Here is a 15,911-nt window from a genome sequence, read left to right on the forward strand (position 1 = left end):
CCACCCCCTCGCTCAGGGGCCCGGAGAAGGGCTGCCCAGGGCTACTTGATGACCGTGATGCGGCCCGTCGCCGGCGGAGCCAGCGGCGCGGTGGCCGAGGAGTGCGCCCCCAGGTAGGCGGTGAACATGTCCAGGTCGGACGCGCCGACCAGCTTGTTCTTGTGCTCCTTCAGGACCGCGAAGCCGTCGCCGCCACCGGAGAGGAACTCGTTCATCGCGACCCGGTAGGTCTTCGCCGGGTCGATCGCCTCACCGTTCAGCCGGACCGAGCCGACCACGATCCGGTCGGCGCCGGTCTTCGTCATGTCCAGGGTGTACGTGAAGTTCCTCGACACCTGGAGGATCTTCGGGGCCGCCAGGTTGAGGCCGCTGACCTGCTGCTGGAGCGTGGTGACGAGCTGGGCGCCGGTCAGGTCGACCGCCGTCATCATGTTGGTGAACGGCTGGACGGTGTACGCCTCGCCGTAGGTCACGACCCCGTCGCCCTCGGCGCCGGACGCCTTGTGGGTCAGCGGGGCGCGGACGCCGCCCGGGTTCATCAGGGCGAGCTGCGCACCTCCCTTGTCCGCCGGGGCCATGCCCTCCAGCTGCGCGTCCGCGATCAGGTCGCCCAGCGGCTTCTCGTACGCCGTCGCATCGAGGGGGTTCTCGATGTCGGCGGAGATGTGGCCGACGGGACGGCCGGCGATCGGCGCGGCCAGGTCCTTCCAGCGCTTGATCAGGGTGCTCATGTCGTCGGCCGGCTTCACGTCACGGGTGACGACGTGGTTCGCGGAGGCGACGGCGGTGCGGACGATGTCCTTCGTACGACGGTCGTAGGTGAGCGTCGTGTCGGTGTAGAGCCGGCCGAAGGAGGCCGCCGAGGTGACCGTGCGCGGCTTGCCCGCCGGGTCAGCGATGGTGCACGCGTACGCCTGGTGGGTGTGGCCGGTGACCAGGGCGTCGACCTGCGGGCTGACGTTCTTGGCGATGTCGACGATCGGGCCGGAGATGCCGTTGCCGGGGCCCGGGCTGTCGCAGTCGTAGTTGTACGCGCCCGAGGCGGGCATGCCGCCCTCGTGGAGCAGGGCGACGATCGACTTCACGCCCTTGCGCTCCAGCACCTTGGCGTACTTGTTGATCGTCTCGACCTCGTCGCCGAACTTCAGGCCCTTGATGCCCTCGGCGGACACGATGTTCGCCGTGCCTTCGAGGGTGACGCCGATGAAGCCGATCTTGACGCCGTCGCGCTCCCAGACGAAGTACGGGTCGAGCAGCGGCTTGCCGCTCTTCTCGTCCGTCACGTTGGCCGCGAGGTAGGGGAAGTCCGCCCCCTTGAAGGTCTTGCCCTCCTCGAAGCAGCCCTCGGTCGGGTGACAGCCGCCGTTCTGGATGCGGGCCAGCTCGCGGGCGCCCTCGTCGAACTCGTGGTTGCCGACCGAGCTCACGTCGAGCTTCAGCTTGTTCAGCGCCTCGATGGTCGGCTCGTCGTGGAACAGCCCGGAGACCAGCGGCGAGGCGCCGATCATGTCGCCCGCGGCGGCGGTGACGGAGTACCGGTTGCCCTGGCGGGCCTGCCGCAGGTGCGTGGCCAGGTACTCGACGCCGCCGACGTCGTTGACGGTCTCGGTCGTGCCGTCTTCCTTGAGGCGGGTGAGCCGGCCGGAGGAGCCGGTCGGCGGCTCCAGGTTGCCGTGGAGGTCGTTGAAGGACAGCAGCTGGACGTCGACCATCCGGCCCCAGCCCTTGCCGTTCCCGTACCCGCTCCCGTCCCCGGCGGCGAACTCGTCCCCGGCGGCCCCCGCCGACGACGGCATCGCGGCGAAGAGCGCCCCGACGGTCGCCAGCCCGGCCCCGGCGGCCAGAATTCGCCGCCCGGTCTTGTTCTTCCGCTTCTTCCCCGGTGTCGCTGCCATCTCTCCCCTTTGCCCCTTGCCCCTTTTGCGGCGTTGATCTACTCCCCCGTCTGCCGGTGCAGCCTAGAGTCAACGCGCGTAGCGCAACAGGGGGTAGCGGGTTACAAGACAGTTGCCGCCGCCTTTCCCCGGGGCGGCGGCACGTCACCGTAGGCTCGTACCCATGACTTCCGACGCGGCGCCGGCCATCGAACCCGGACGGCAGATCCACACGTATGACGAGCTCTCCCCCGAGCAGGTCCAGGACGTACTGGAGCTCCTCGAGGCCGCCGACCGGGCCGACGGGCTGCACGCCGTGTCCGAGCAGGGGCGGCTCTACCTGCGACACGGCCGCCGCGAGGGCGTGCGTCACTTCCTGCTCTCCGTCGGCCCGCACCTCTACGGGTACGCCCAACTGGAGGAGACCGACCCGATCGAGGCCCCGGCCGCGGAGCTCGTCGTCCACCCGGGGCACCGGGGCCGCGGCCACGGCCGGGCGCTCGGCACCGCCCTGCTCGGCGCGTCGGGCAAGCGGCTGCGCGTCTGGGCGCACGGCGGCAAGGCGGCGGCGCGGCACCTCGCGCAGGTCCTCGGCCTCACGCTCTTCCGCGAACTGCGGCAGCTGCGGCGGTCCCTGACGCCGCTCGACATCCCGGAGCCGGTGCTGCCCGAGGGCGTCACCGTGCGTACGTTCGTCCCGGGCCAGGACGACGAGGCCTGGCTCGCCGTCAACGCGACCGCGTTCGCGCACCACCCCGAGCAGGGCTCGCTGACGCAGCGGGACCTGGACGACCGGATGGCCGAGCCGTGGTTCGACCCGAAGGGCTTCTTCCTCGCGGAGAAGGACGGGAAGCTGATCGGCTACCACTGGACGAAGACGCACGCGGAGGAGCAGCTCGGCGAGGTGTACGTGGTCGGCATCCTGCCCGAGGCGCAGGGCGGCGGCCTCGGCAAGGCGCTCACGGCGATCGGCCTGCGGCACCTGGCGGCGCAGGGGCTGCCGACGGCGATGCTGTACGTGGACGCGGACAACACGGCGGCGGTGACGGTCTACGAGCGGCTCGGCTTCGTGACGCACGAGGTGGACCTGATGTACCGCACGGAGTCCTGAACACCCGAGTGACAGGGGGCGGTTGACACCGCCCCCTTCTTTGCACCACCCTTTCACTACTTGATTAGTGAAAGGGTGGTGGAAGGGAACGTGGTCGAGTACCGCATCGACCGGCGCAGTGGCGTCGCCACCTACCTCCAGATCGTCCAACAGACGAAACAGGCCCTCCGGATGGGCCTCCTGGAACCGGGCGACCGACTGCCCACCGCACGCGAGGTCGTCGAAGCGACGGCCATCAACCCCAACACGGTCCTCAAGGCCTACCGCGAGCTCGAACGCGAAGGCCTCGTCGAGGCCCGCCGAGGCCTGGGCACCTTCGTCCGCACCACGCTCGGCACCGGCCCCGCCGACTCGCCCCTCCGCGGCGAACTCACCGACTGGGCCCGCCGCGCGCGGGCCGCGGGACTGGACCGCGAGGACGTGTCCGCGCTCTTCACATCCGTACTGAAGGAACACTTCGAGGGGGACGAATGACCGACCCGGTCATCCAGGCCGAGGAGCTCGGCATGCGCTACCGACGGCGTAGCGAGGTCTGGGCTCTGAAGGACTGCAGCTTCACTCTGCGCGCCGGCCGGATCGTCGCCGTCGCCGGCCCCAACGGGGCGGGCAAATCGACGCTCCTCACCCTGGCCGCAGGGTTGTTGCGCCCCACCGAGGGCCGGATCCTGACGCCTCCGCGCGAGCGCGTCTCGTACGTCGCCCAGGACAAGCCCCTGTACGGACGGCTCACCGTCGCCGAGACGCTGCGACTGGGCCGGGAACTCAACCCGGACCGCTGGGACCCGGGCGTCGCCGACCGTGTCGTCGAGGCCGGACCGCTGGACCGGAGCGCCCGGGTCGGCTCCCTCTCCGGCGGCCAGCGCACCCGCCTCGCGATGGCCCTCGCCCTCGGCAAGCGGCCCGAGGTCCTGCTCCTCGACGAGCCGATGGCGGACCTCGACCCGCTCGCCCGGCACGAACTCATGGGCGCGCTCATGGCCGATGCCGCCGAACACGGCACCACCGTCGTCATGTCCTCGCACATCCTCACCGAGCTGGAGGGCGCCTGCGACCACCTGCTCCTCGTCCAGGACGGCCGGATCCGCCTCGACGGCCCGATCGACGACCTGATCGCCGCGCACACCCTGCTGACCGGCCCGGTCGCCGACCTCGCCCCGCACACCGTCGTCGACTCCCGCACGACGGGCCGTCAACTGACCGCGCTGGTGCGCAGAGACGGCCCGATCGAAGGCCCGTGGAAAACCTCTGAGCCCTCCCTCGAAGAGCTGCTCCTCGCCCATCTCCGCGCCTCGCGCACCCCGGAAGGAGCCTCCGCATGACCGCCCTCGCCCTCAAGGGCCCGTACTGGGTGACGTTCCGCCAGCACCGGCGGGCCCTGTGGTGGTCGCTCGCTCTCGCCGCCGTCGGGATCGCTCTCCTGATCACCTCGCGCGCATGGTCCGACAGCGCCGTGGAGGCGCTGCGGGCGGCGGGCTGCACCGTCGACAGCACGGACCGGTCCTGCTTCCAGTCCGCCCGCAACTACGCCGACGACCAGTGGATCGCCCGCGATCTCGTCCGGTACGCGTCCCTGGGCATGCTCGTCCTGCCCGGCCTACTCGGAGCGTTCGTCGCAGGTCCGATGCTCGCCCGCGAGCTGGAGACGGGGACGTACAAGCTGGCGTGGACGCAGTCCATCAGCCCGGCGCGCTGGCTCGCGGCCAAGGTGGCGGTGCCCGCCGCACTCGTCCTCGTGGGCGTCACCCTCCTGAGCCTGGCCTTCGCCTGGTCCTGGTCGTCCGGCCCCGCCAACGACTACCCCACCTACTGGTACGAGCCGATGATGTTCGTCTCGTTCGGCATCGTGCCGGTGGGGCACGCGCTCCTGGGGCTGGCCCTGGGCACGGTCGTCGGCCTGCTCGTCCGGCGCACCGTCGTCGCGATGGCGGCCGCCGCCCTGGTCACCGGCATCGCCGTGGCGGTCCTCGCCTGGCTCCGCGACGGCCTCTGGCCCATCCAGACCCTGACGGGCCACGAGCTGCAGCCCAAGGGCGAGGTCTGGCAGCTGGACAGGGGCATGCTCACCGCGTCCGGTGAGCGCCTCTCCTGGAACGACTGCTTCGCCACCCGGCCGGACAAGGCCGCGCAGTGCATGGCCGACCGCGGCGGGGTCGTGGAATTCATCGACACCCACCCCGCCTCGCACTTCTGGCCGATCCAGCTCGTCGAGACCGCGATCTGCCTCGCCCTCGCCGCCCTCGCGCTGTACGCCGCCTTCCGCGTCCTGCGTGCCCGACACGCGTAGACCCGCACGCCGCACGCCCGGGGCGGGGCCCAGACACGGCCCCGCCCCCGATTCCCGAACGACATGTCGTCGTTACCGGCCATTCAGACGCGCTTGCGACGCTCACGCAATGAAGCGCTCCGTGACCACGCCCGGCAGGGCGGTCCTCCCCAAAGGGAGACTTCCCTCCCCCACGGCCCGCTCCGACGCGCCCGATGACCTCTTCGCGCGGAAGAATGGGGCCATGAGCCAGCAGCCCGCCGAGGTCCCGGTCCAGTCCTCCGCCACGCCGTCCGCCCAGACGCCCTCCCAGACGCCCGCGTCCCCGTCCGGCACGGCGTCCTCGTCCCTCGGGCCGATAGCCGCGCACCGCCCCTTGGTCATGGACGGGGCCGACGCGGCCATCGTGGCCGACGTGGACCCCGATCCCGACACGTACGTCGCCGACGGCGCCCTCGGCGACGAGCTGCCGCAGGGACGCTTCCTCGACCGGGAGCGAAGCTGGCTCGCGTTCAACGAACGCGTCCTCGAACTCGCCGAGGACCCGACGACCCCCCTCCTCGAACGAGCGAACTTCCTCGCGATCTTCGCCTCGAACCTCGACGAGTTCTTCATGGTCCGGGTCGCCGGCCTCAAGCGCCGCATCGCCACCGGCGTCGCCACCCGCTCCGCCTCCGGCCTCCAGCCCCGCGAGGTCCTGGAGCTCATCTGGACCCGCTCGCGCGAGCTCATGGCCCGGCACGCCGCCTGCTACCAGCAGGACGTGGCGCCGGCCCTGGCCGACGAGGGCATCCACCTGATCCGCTGGCCCGAGCTCACGGAGAAGGAGCAGGCGCGGCTCTTCACCCTGTTCCGGCAGCAGATCTTCCCGGTCCTCACCCCGCTGGCCGTGGACCCGGCGCACCCCTTCCCGTACATCTCCGGCCTGAGCCTGAACCTCGCCGTGGTCGTACGCAATCCGGTCAGCGGCCACCGCCACTTCGCGCGCGTGAAGGTACCGCCGCTGCTCTCCCGCTTCCTGGAGGCCTCCCCGCAGCGGTACGTCCCGCTGGAGGACGTCATCGCGGCGCACCTGGAGGAGCTGTTCCCCGGCATGGAGGTGCTCGCGCACCACATGTTCCGGGTGACGAGGAACGAGGACCTGGAGGTCGAGGAGGACGACGCGGAGAACCTGCTCCAGGCCCTGGAGAAGGAGCTCATGCGGCGCCGCTTCGGCCCGCCGGTCCGCCTGGAGGTCGAGGAGTCCATCGACCCGTACGTCCTCGACCTGCTCGTGCGCGAGCTGAAGGTCTCCGACGCCGAGGTGTACCCGCTGCCGGGCCCGCTGGACCTGACGGGTCTCTTCGGGATCGCCGGGCAGGACCGGCCGGAGCTGAAGTTCCCGAAGTTCGTCGCGGGCACGCACCGTGACCTCGCCGAGGTCGAGTCGGCGTCCGCGCCGGACATCTTCGCGGCGCTGCGCGAGCGGGACGTGCTGCTGCACCACCCGTACGACAGCTTCTCCACCTCCGTGCAGGCCTTCCTGGAGCAGGCGGCGGCCGACCCGGACGTCCTCGCGATCAAGCAGACGCTGTACCGGACGTCCGGCGACTCCCCGATAGTCGACGCCCTCATCGACGCCGCCGAGTCCGGCAAGCAGGTCCTCGTCCTCGTCGAGATCAAGGCCCGCTTCGACGAGCAGGCCAACATCAAGTGGGCGCGGAAGCTGGAGGAGGCCGGCTGCCACGTCGTCTACGGCCTCGTCGGCCTCAAGACGCACTGCAAGCTCTCCCTCGTCGTACGCCAGGAGGGCGAGCTGCTGCGCCGCTACTCTCACGTCGGCACCGGCAACTACCACCCGAAGACGGCCCGGCTCTACGAGGACCTGGGCCTGCTCACCGCCGACCCCCAGGTCGGCGCGGACCTGTCCGACCTGTTCAACCGGCTCTCCGGCTACTCGCGCCGCGAGACGTACCGGCGGCTGCTCACGGCCCCGAAGTCGCTGCGGGACGGTCTGGTCTCCCGGATCACCAAGGAGATCGCCCACCACCGCGCCGGCCGGCCCGCGTACGTCCGGATCAAGGTCAACTCGATGGTCGACGAAGCGATCATCGACGCCTGCTACCAGGCCTCCCGTGCGGGAGTGCCCGTCGACATCTGGGTCCGCGGCATCTGCGCCGTACGCCCCGGGGTCACCGGCCTCTCCGAGAACGTCCGGGTCCGCTCGGTCCTCGGCCGCTTCCTGGAGCACTCCCGGATCTTCGCCTTCGGCAACGGCGGCGAACCCGAGGTGTGGTTCGGCAGCGCCGACATGATGCACCGCAACCTGGACCGCCGGATCGAGGCCCTCGTACGGGTCTCGGACCCGGCCCACCGGGCTGCCCTGACCCGGCTCCTGGAGACCGGGATGTCCGACACCACCTCCTCCTGGCACCTCGGCCCCGACGGGAACTGGACGCGGCACGCGACCGATCCCGAGGGCCGGCCGCTGCGGCACGTCCAGGAGATGCTCATCGACGCGCGGAGGCGCCGGCGTGCACAACCTTGACCCCCTGCGGGACGTCACGGCGGGGGAGGTCGTGGCCCCCTATCTCCACGCCCGGGCCGCGGACTTCCTCCGCGGCCTGCGGATCCACGGCGAGAGCGGCTCCGACTCGGCCGGTACGGACGAGGCCGCCCGGACGCTGCGGGCGGCCGCCCGCCGGATCAGCGGCACCCTCCACACCTTCCGGCCGCTGCTCGACACCGCCTGGGCCGACCAGCTGCGGACCGAGCTCGCCTGGCTCTCCGGGACCCTGGCCCTGGAGCACGCCTGCACCTCCCGGCTGGTCCGGCTGGTGGACGCGCTGTCCCGCTTGTCGAGCAGCGGCGCCCCGGTGCCGGCCGCTCGCGGCGGCGCGGCGGTCGGAGCGGGAGCAGGGGCAGGAGCACAGGCGGGCGCGGGAGCCGGGGCGGGTCTCACCGTCGGCGCCGCCCGGGCCGGCGCCCTCCTCGAACGCCAGCTGACCCTGGCCCGGACACGCGCCCACTCCGCCGCCCTCCAGGCCCTCGGCTCGGCCCGCTTCCACGCGGTCGCCGACGCCGTCGCCCTCCTCGCCTCCGAGGTGCCGCTCGGCCCCGCGGGCGCCGCCCCCGCCATGGAGGTCGTGGACGCGCCCGCCGCGGTCGCCGAGCGCCGCCTCCTCGAATCGGTGGCCGCGCTCCCGCTGACCCGGGCGGCCCACCCGTACAACGCCGACGCCCTGGCCCTCGCCGCCGGGGAGAGCCAGGACGCGCCCTGGCACCGGACCCGGCACCTGCTGCGCCTGCACCGGTACGCCTCCGAGGTCCTGCACACCGGCGGCGAGCCCGACCCCGTCCTCTACGAGTCGGCCCGCGCCCTGGACCGGCACCGCGACGCCGCCGAGGCCGCGACGGCCGCCGCCGCCGCTGCCCGTACCCCCCGGATCGCCCCGGCGACGGCGTACGCCCTCGGGGTCCTCCACGCCGACCAGCGGCACGACGTCGAAGCGGCCCGCTTCGCCTTCCAGCAGGCCTGGCGAAGAGCGACGGCCCCGGTGCCATGACCGGCACCCCCCTCCAGGACCCGATCCGCGCCGCCGGGTGCGTGCTCTGGCGCCCGGCGGTTTCCGGCCACGGCATCGAGATCGCCCTCGTCCACCGGCCGAAGTACGACGACTGGTCCCATCCCAAGGGGAAGCGGAAGCGCGGGGAGACCGCGGAGGCCTGCGCGCTGCGCGAGGTCCTGGAGGAGACGGGCCAGCGCTGCGCGCTCGGCCCACCCCTGCCCACGGCCCGCTACCAGGTCGCCGGGCGGCCCAAAGAGGTCGTCTACTGGGCGGCCCAGGCTCTCGGCGGCGCCTTCGCGGCGAGCGACGAGGTCGACCGCCTCGCCTGGCTGGCCCCGGGCGAGGCCCGCGCCCTGCTCACCCAGCCACGGGACCGCGAGCTCCTGGACGCCGCCGTGGCGACCTCACGCCACTGACACCCCACTGGGGAGGTCCGCACCCGGCCTTACGGCACGGTTCACTTTCCGTTCACTCTCTTCCGTCGACCGCTTCACCTGTTCTGCCTAATTTCGGACTCACACGGTGCACGAAGCACATCGGTGCACCACCACCCGACACACGCCGCCGTAGAACGATCAGGACACTGGGTCCGCGGCAAGGCGGCTTCTGGAAGGAACACCCGAAAGTGAAGCTTTCGCGCAAGAACGGGCTTCGCGCCTCCGCGATCGGTGCCCTCGTCGTCTCCGGCGCCCTGGTCCTCTCGGCGTGTGGCTCGGACGACAACACGGAGACCCCGGCGAAGGAAGGCGGCAAGACCACGACCTCCGCCGCCGCGTCGAACATCTCCTGCGAGGGTGCCAAGGGCAAGCTGCTCGCCGCCGGCTCCAGCGCGCAGCGCAACGCGATGGACCTGTGGGTCAAGAACTTCCAGGCCGCCTGTGAGGGCGTCGAGATCAACTACCAGGGCATCGGCTCCGGTGGCGGCATCACCAAGTTCAACCAGGGCCAGGTCGCCTTCGCGGGCTCCGACTCCGCCCTGAAGGACGAAGAGGTCGCCGAGTCGAAGAAGATCTGCAAGGGCGGCACCGGCGTCAACCTGCCGATGGTCGGCGGCCCCATCGCCATCGGCTACAAGCTGGAAGGCGTGGACAACCTCGTCCTCGACGCCTCCACGATCGCCAAGATCTTCGACAACAAGATCACCAAGTGGAACGACCCGGCGATCACCAAGCTGAACCCGGGCGCCAAGCTTCCCGACTCCAACATCCAGGCCTTCCACCGCTCGGACGAGTCGGGCACCACCCAGAACCTGGGCAAGTACCTCTCGACCGCCGCCCCGGCCGACTGGAAGCACGACCCGAAGTCGAAGTCGTGGCCCGCCGAGGGCGGCCAGGCCGCCAACGGCTCCTCCGGTGTCGCCACCGCGGTCAAGGACGTCGAGGGTTCCATCAGCTACATGGAGCTCTCGTACGCCGCCGCGAACAAGTCCTCCACGGTCAGCATCGCCACCGGCGCCTCCGCCCCGGTCGCCGCCACCTCGGAGAACGCCTCCAAGGCCATCGCCGCCGCCAAGGTCAAGGGCACGGGCAACGACCTCGCCCTCTCCCTCGACTACAAGACCAAGGCCGAGGGCGCCTACCCGATCGTCCTCGTCACGTACGAGATCGCCTGCGACAAGGGCAACAAGGCGGAGACCCTGTCGACCCTGAAGGCGTTCCTCACCTACACCGCGAGCGAGGAGGGCCAGAAGGTCCTCACCGACGCCGGCTACGCCCCCATCCCGGCCGAGATCGCGGCCAAGGTCCGCGCGATCGTCCCCACCCTGTCCTGACCCCCGGCCGGGGCCGGCCCCTCCCCTAGGGGGCCGGCCCCGGCATCCGGTGCACCGCCGCCAGGAGCCCGCACACCCGTACGGGCACCGCAGACCGGAGAAGCAGATGGCTACCACCACACCAGACATACAGAGGAACAGGCGCGCCAAGAGCGCGTCCCGCCCCGGTGACCGCATCTTCAGCGGTATGTCCCGAGGCTCCGGCATCACCCTCCTCGTGATCATGGCCGCGATCGCCGGCTTCCTCACCTACCGCGCGATCCTCGCGATCTCGAAGGACAGCACCAACTTCTTCACCACCTTCGAGTGGAACCCCGCCGGCACCCCGCCGGTCTTCGGCATCGCCGTCCTCGCCTTCGGCACGATCGTCTCCTCGATCATCGCGATGCTCATCGCCGTGCCCGTCGCGATCGGCATCGCGCTCTTCATCTCGCACTACGCGCCGCGCAAGCTGGCCAAGCCGCTCGCGTACATCGTCGACCTGCTCGCCGCCGTGCCCAGCATCATCTACGGCCTCTGGGGCGCGATCTTCCTCGTCCCGTACCTGGACGGCCTCAACCAGTGGCTCGACGAGTACCTGGGCTGGACGTACATCTTCGACAAGGCCGGCGACGGCCCCGCCCGCAACCTCTTCACCGTGGGCATCCTGCTGGCGATCATGATCCTGCCGATCATCACCAACGTCACCCGCGAGGTCTTCCTCCAGGCCCCGAAGATGCACGAAGAGGCCGCCCTCGCCCTCGGCGCCACGCGCTGGGAGGTCATCCGCATGTCGGTGCTGCCCTTCGGCCGCTCCGGCATCATCTCCGCCTCCATGCTGGGCCTCGGCCGCGCACTCGGCGAGACCATGGCCGTCGCCGTGGTCCTCTCCCCCAGCTTCCTCATCTCGGGCCACCTCCTCGACCCGGGCGGCGGCACCTTCGCGCAGAACATCGCCGCCAAGTTCAACGAGGCCAACGAGTACGGCCGGGACGCGCTCATCGCCTCCGGTCTCGTCCTCTTCGTCATCACCCTGCTGGTCAACGGCGCCGCCCGCTGGATCATCGGCCGCCGCAAGGAGTACTCGGGGGCCGCGGCATGAGCCACGCCATACAGGAACGTCCGGTCTCCGTCGCCCCGCGCCGCGGATCCCTCTCCCACGCCCGCCTCCCGCGCTGGACCCCGGCCGCCGTCGCCGCGTTCTCCATCGCCGCGGGCATCGGGATCGGCCTCGCCGCCGGCTGGCACAGCAAGGTCCAGTGGGGCATGATCGCCGCCCTGCTCTTCGTCCTCACGACCTTCGCCGTCACCACCAAGGTCGAAGGCAGCCGCCAGGCCAAGGACCGCGTCGCCACCAGCCTCGTCTGGGTCTGCTTCGTCCTCGCCGTCATCCCGCTGCTCTCCCTCGCCTGGGTCACGATCAGCAAGGGCATGGAAGTACTCGACATGTACTTCCTGACCCACTCGATGAACGGCGTCCTCGACGCCGAGGCCGGCGGCGGCGTCTACCACGCACTGCTCGGCACCATCGAGCAGGTCGGCATCGCGACCCTGATCGCCGCCCCGATCGGCCTCCTCACCGCGGTCTACCTCGTCGAGTACGGCGGCGGGAAGCTCGCCCAGGCCGTCACCTTCTTCGTCGACGTCATGACGGGCATCCCGTCGATCGTCGCCGGCCTCTTCATCCTCGCCACCTGGAACCTGATGCTGGGCTTCGGGCCCTCCGGTTTCGCCGGCGCGATGGCCCTCGCCATCCTGATGATGCCGGTCGTCGTCCGCTCCACCGAGGAGATGCTCAAGCTCGTCCCGAACGAGCTCCGCGAGGCCTCCCTCGCACTCGGCATCCCCAAGTGGCGCACGATCCTGAAGGTGGTCCTGCCCACCGCGATCGGCGGCATCACCACGGGCGTCATGCTCGCGGTCGCCCGCATCACCGGTGAGACGGCCCCCGTCCTGCTCCTCGTGTTCGGTACGAAGCTCATCAACCCGAACCCCTTCGAAGGCGCCCAGTCCTCCCTGCCGCTCTACGTGTACGAGCAGTACTCGGTCGGCACCGACGCCGCCGTGTCCCGTGCCTGGGCCGCAGCGCTCGTCCTGATCGCCTTCGTCATGATCCTCAACCTGGTGGCCCGCGGCATCGCCCGCTGGAAGGCCCCGAAGACCGGCCGCTGACCGCGGCTCATTGGAAGTGATTCACATGGCCAAGCGAATCGACGTCAGCGGCCTCTCCGCGTACTACGGCGCCCACAAGGCGATCGACGACATCTCGATGACCGTCGAACCCCGCTCGGTGACGGCCTTCATCGGCCCCTCCGGCTGCGGCAAGTCCACCTTCCTGCGCACCCTGAACCGCATGCACGAGGTCACCCCCGGTGGCCGCGTCGAGGGCAAGGTGATGCTGGACGACGAGAACCTGTACGGGAGCCACGTCGACCCGGTCGCCGTGCGCCGCACGGTGGGCATGGTCTTCCAGCGCCCCAACCCCTTCCCCACCATGTCGATCTTCGACAACGTGGCGGCGGGCCTGCGCCTCAACGGCAAGTACAAGAAGGCCCAGCTCAACGAGATCGTCGAGAAGTCCCTCAAGGGCGCGAACCTCTGGAACGAGGTCAAGGACCGCCTGAACAAGCCGGGCTCCGGCCTCTCCGGCGGCCAGCAGCAGCGTCTGTGCATCGCGCGGGCCATCGCCGTCGAGCCGGACGTCCTCCTCATGGACGAGCCCTGCTCCGCCCTCGACCCGATCTCCACCCTCGCCATCGAGGACCTGATCGGCGAGCTGAAGGAGCGCTTCACGATCGTCATCGTGACGCACAACATGCAGCAGGCGGCCCGCGTCTCCGACCGCACGGCCTTCTTCAACCTGGCGGCCGTCGGCCAGCCCGGCAAGCTGATCGAGCTGGACGACACCGAGCGCATCTTCTCCAACCCGAGCGTCCAGGCGACCGAGGACTACATCTCCGGCCGCTTCGGATAAAGACTCGTCCTGCGGTGCTGCATGGCGGTGCCACCGTAAGACGAAGGGCCCGGCTCCCCACAGGGGAGCCGGGCCCAACCATTTACGTCCGTAGGTCAGCCGAAGAACAGCTGCACCACGCTGTGTCCTCCCGGGGGATAACCCCCGGACCCCCAGCAAGACCGGGCGGCACCGCCCGTCAGCCGAAGATCAGCTGCACCACGTAGTAGCTCGCGGCAGCGACGATCGCCGCCGCCGGCATGGTGATGAACCAGCCCATGACGATGTTCTTGGCGACGCCCCACCGCACCGCGTTGATGCGCTTGGTCGCGCCGACACCCATGATCGCGGAGGTGATGACGTGCGTCGTCGAGATCGGCGCGTGGAACAGGAACGCCGAGCCGAACATGATCGACGCACCCGTCGTCTCCGCCGCGAAACCCTGCGGCGGGTCCAGCTCGATGATCTTGCGGCCGAGCGTCCGCATGATGCGCCAGCCGCCCGCGTACGTACCGAGCGAGAGCATCACGGCACAGGCGATCTTCACCCACACCGGGATGTCGTCGCCGGACTCCTGCACATCGGCGATGACCAGGGCCATCACCACGATGCCCATCGTCTTCTGCGCGTCCTGCAGACCGTGGCCGAGCGCCATGCCGGCCGCCGACACCGTCTGCGCGATACGGAAGCCGCGCTTGGCCTTGTGCGGGTTGGCCTTGCGGAACATCCACATGATCGCGCACATGACCAGGTAACCGGCGACGAGACCGACGACCGGCGAGATGAACATCGGGATGACGACCTTGTCGAGGACGCCCTCCCAGATCACCTCGGTGCCACCGGCCAGCGCCGCACCCACCATGCCGCCGAACAGAGCGTGCGAGGAGGAGGACGGCAGACCGAAGTACCAGGTGACGAGGTTCCAGATGATCGCGCCCACCAGCGCGGCGAAGAGGATGCCCATCCCCTTGTCGCCGGTCGGGGTCTCGATGAGCCCCTCACTGACGGTCTTGGCGACCCCGCTGCCCATGAAGGCACCCGCGAGGTTCATGACAGCGGCCATGGCCAGGGCCGCGCGCGGGGTCAGCGCACGCGTCGACACCGAGGTGGCGATGGCGTTGGCCGAGTCGTGGAAGCCGTTCGTATAGGTGAAGCCGAGCGCGACACCGATGGTCACGATCAGAGCAAAGGTGTCCACGAAGCTCAGGACTCCTTGACCGCGATGGTCTCCACCGTGTTGGCGACGTGCTCGAACGCGTCGGCCGCCTCTTCAAGCACGTCGACGATCTGCTTGAGCTTGAGCACCTCGATGGCGTCGTACTTGCCGTTGAAGAGCTGCGCGAGCAGCTTGCGGTGGATCTGGTCGGCCTGGTTCTCCAGACGGTTGACCTCGATCCAGTACTCCGTGAGGTTGTCCATCGTCCGCAGGTTCGGCATGGCCTCGGCGGTCAGCTCGGCCGCCCGCGCCAGGACCTCGATCTGCTGCTCGACACCCTTGGGGAGTTCCTCGACGTTGTAGAGGACGACCAGGTCGACGGCCTCCTCCATGAAGTCCATGATGTCGTCGAGGGACGAAGCGAGGTTGTAGATGTCCTCGCGGTCGAAGGGTGTGATGAAGGAGGAGTTCAGCTGGTGGAAGATCGCGTGGGTAGCGTCGTCGCCGGCGTGCTCCGCTGCCCGCATCCGCTCCGCGATCTCGGCCCGGGCGGAAGGCTCCGCTCCGAGCAGTTCCATCAGGAGCTTGGAGCCCGTGACGATGTTGTCCGCGGACGCGGCGAACATGTCGTAGAAGCTCGTCTCCCTGGGGGTCAGACGAAATCGCACGTGAGGTCCTCGGGGTGCTGGGTTTCGGTCAGGCTGATGCTAGGCGCATCATCCGGCCACGGCTAACCGGCGTCCTCTCAGTGTCGCCCATCAGGCACAGTGAACTGCACGGGCCCCCGCCCGGATCGGCGGGGATCGGTACCATATACCCACGAGGGGTATACACCCCCTTTCTGGACAACGGGAGGACGCGATGACGACCACCGAGGCGGACCAGGTCACCCCCGAGACCGTCGAGGCTGCCGGGGCCGTCGAGCCTGCCGGCCACGACCACGTCGTGCACGGCTACCACAAGCAGAAGGACGAGCACCTCAAGCGGCTCCGCCGCATCGAGGGCCAGATCCGCGGCCTCCAGCGGATGGTCGACGAGGACGTCTACTGCATCGACATACTCACGCAGGTCTCGGCGTCGACGAAGGCGCTCCAGTCCTTCGCCCTCCAGCTCCTGGAGGAGCACCTGCGGCACTGCGTCGCGGACGCGGCAACCAAGGGCGGCGAGGGCATCGACGCCAAGGTCGAGGAGGCCACGAAGGCCATCGCCCGCATGATGCGCACCTGAGCGGGCCTCCCCCGCGAGGCGGGATCCCC

At 70.2% G+C, this 15,911-nt stretch carries 15 protein-coding genes; 12 read left to right on the forward strand and 3 right to left on the reverse strand.

Annotation, left to right across the window (positions count from 1 at the left end; translation table 11 throughout):
- Window positions 1-41: 41 nt before the first annotated feature.
- Entirely contained in the window at window positions 42-1,895 is a 1,854-nt protein-coding gene (locus ASC82_RS25265; protein ID WP_056652302.1) for a bifunctional metallophosphatase/5'-nucleotidase, read from the reverse strand.
- Window positions 1,896-2,058: 163 nt separating this feature from the next.
- Between ASC82_RS25265 and mshD the strand changes: the two genes are divergently transcribed.
- The 11 genes from mshD to pstB all read left to right on the forward strand — a co-directional run bounded on the left by mshD (window position 2,059) and on the right by pstB (window position 13,520).
- Window positions 2,059-2,985, forward strand: a complete 927-nt coding sequence (mshD, locus tag ASC82_RS25270; RefSeq protein ID WP_056652305.1) for a mycothiol synthase — start codon at window positions 2,059-2,061, stop codon at window positions 2,983-2,985.
- A 90-nt stretch (window positions 2,986-3,075) separates the two neighbouring features.
- Window positions 3,076-3,459 (forward strand): GntR family transcriptional regulator, encoded by a 384-nt coding sequence (locus ASC82_RS25275; protein WP_056652571.1) that lies wholly within the window; start codon window positions 3,076-3,078, stop codon window positions 3,457-3,459.
- The gene (locus tag ASC82_RS25280; protein WP_056652308.1) at window positions 3,456-4,304 is read left to right on the forward strand and encodes an ABC transporter ATP-binding protein; all 849 of its coding nucleotides are present in this window, start codon (window positions 3,456-3,458) and stop codon (window positions 4,302-4,304) included. Before ASC82_RS25275 ends, ASC82_RS25280 begins: the two co-directional genes overlap by 4 nt.
- The gene (locus tag ASC82_RS25285) at window positions 4,301-5,269 is read left to right on the forward strand and encodes an ABC transporter permease subunit (RefSeq protein ID WP_107105960.1); all 969 of its coding nucleotides are present in this window, start codon (window positions 4,301-4,303) and stop codon (window positions 5,267-5,269) included. Before ASC82_RS25280 ends, ASC82_RS25285 begins: the two co-directional genes overlap by 4 nt.
- Before the next feature lie 223 nt (window positions 5,270-5,492).
- A complete protein-coding gene (locus ASC82_RS25290) occupies window positions 5,493-7,775 on the forward strand; it encodes an RNA degradosome polyphosphate kinase (protein ID WP_056652311.1) in 2,283 nt (760 codons plus the stop codon).
- Entirely contained in the window at window positions 7,762-8,793 is a 1,032-nt protein-coding gene (locus ASC82_RS25295; RefSeq protein ID WP_056652313.1) for a CHAD domain-containing protein, read from the forward strand. The genes ASC82_RS25290 and ASC82_RS25295 overlap by 14 nt, the downstream gene beginning before the upstream one ends.
- Window positions 8,790-9,212 (forward strand): NUDIX hydrolase, encoded by a 423-nt coding sequence (locus ASC82_RS25300; protein WP_056652316.1) that lies wholly within the window; start codon window positions 8,790-8,792, stop codon window positions 9,210-9,212. Before ASC82_RS25295 ends, ASC82_RS25300 begins: the two co-directional genes overlap by 4 nt.
- Before the next feature lie 209 nt (window positions 9,213-9,421).
- On the forward strand, window positions 9,422-10,567 hold the full coding sequence (pstS, locus tag ASC82_RS25305; protein ID WP_056652320.1) for a phosphate ABC transporter substrate-binding protein PstS: 1,146 nt from the start codon (window positions 9,422-9,424) through the stop codon (window positions 10,565-10,567).
- A gap of 106 nt (window positions 10,568-10,673) precedes the next feature.
- A complete protein-coding gene (pstC, locus tag ASC82_RS25310; protein ID WP_056652323.1) occupies window positions 10,674-11,648 on the forward strand; it encodes a phosphate ABC transporter permease subunit PstC in 975 nt (324 codons plus the stop codon).
- Window positions 11,645-12,718 carry a phosphate ABC transporter permease PstA gene (pstA, locus tag ASC82_RS25315; protein ID WP_056652327.1) on the forward strand — a complete coding sequence of 358 codons (1,074 nt, stop codon included), beginning with the start codon at window positions 11,645-11,647 and terminating at the stop codon, window positions 12,716-12,718. Before pstC ends, pstA begins: the two co-directional genes overlap by 4 nt.
- 25 nt (window positions 12,719-12,743) lie before the next feature.
- Window positions 12,744-13,520, forward strand: a complete 777-nt coding sequence (pstB, locus tag ASC82_RS25320) for a phosphate ABC transporter ATP-binding protein PstB (RefSeq protein WP_056652330.1) — start codon at window positions 12,744-12,746, stop codon at window positions 13,518-13,520.
- A 178-nt stretch (window positions 13,521-13,698) separates the two neighbouring features.
- Here pstB and ASC82_RS25325 read toward each other — a convergent pair whose 3' ends face one another.
- A complete protein-coding gene (locus ASC82_RS25325) occupies window positions 13,699-14,697 on the reverse strand; it encodes an inorganic phosphate transporter (RefSeq protein WP_056652334.1) in 999 nt (332 codons plus the stop codon).
- A gap of 5 nt (window positions 14,698-14,702) precedes the next feature.
- Entirely contained in the window at window positions 14,703-15,323 is a 621-nt protein-coding gene (locus tag ASC82_RS25330) for a DUF47 family protein (RefSeq protein WP_056652336.1), read from the reverse strand.
- Window positions 15,324-15,516: 193 nt separating this feature from the next.
- On the opposite strand from ASC82_RS25330, the gene ASC82_RS25335 reads away from it, so the two are divergent.
- On the forward strand, window positions 15,517-15,882 hold the full coding sequence (locus ASC82_RS25335) for a metal-sensitive transcriptional regulator (protein WP_056652341.1): 366 nt from the start codon (window positions 15,517-15,519) through the stop codon (window positions 15,880-15,882).
- The last annotated feature ends 29 nt before the right edge of the window (window positions 15,883-15,911 follow it).

The organism is Streptomyces sp. Root431 (assembly GCF_001426585.1).
GTDB classification, from domain to species: Bacteria; Actinomycetota; Actinomycetes; order Streptomycetales; family Streptomycetaceae; genus Streptomyces; species Streptomyces stackebrandtii.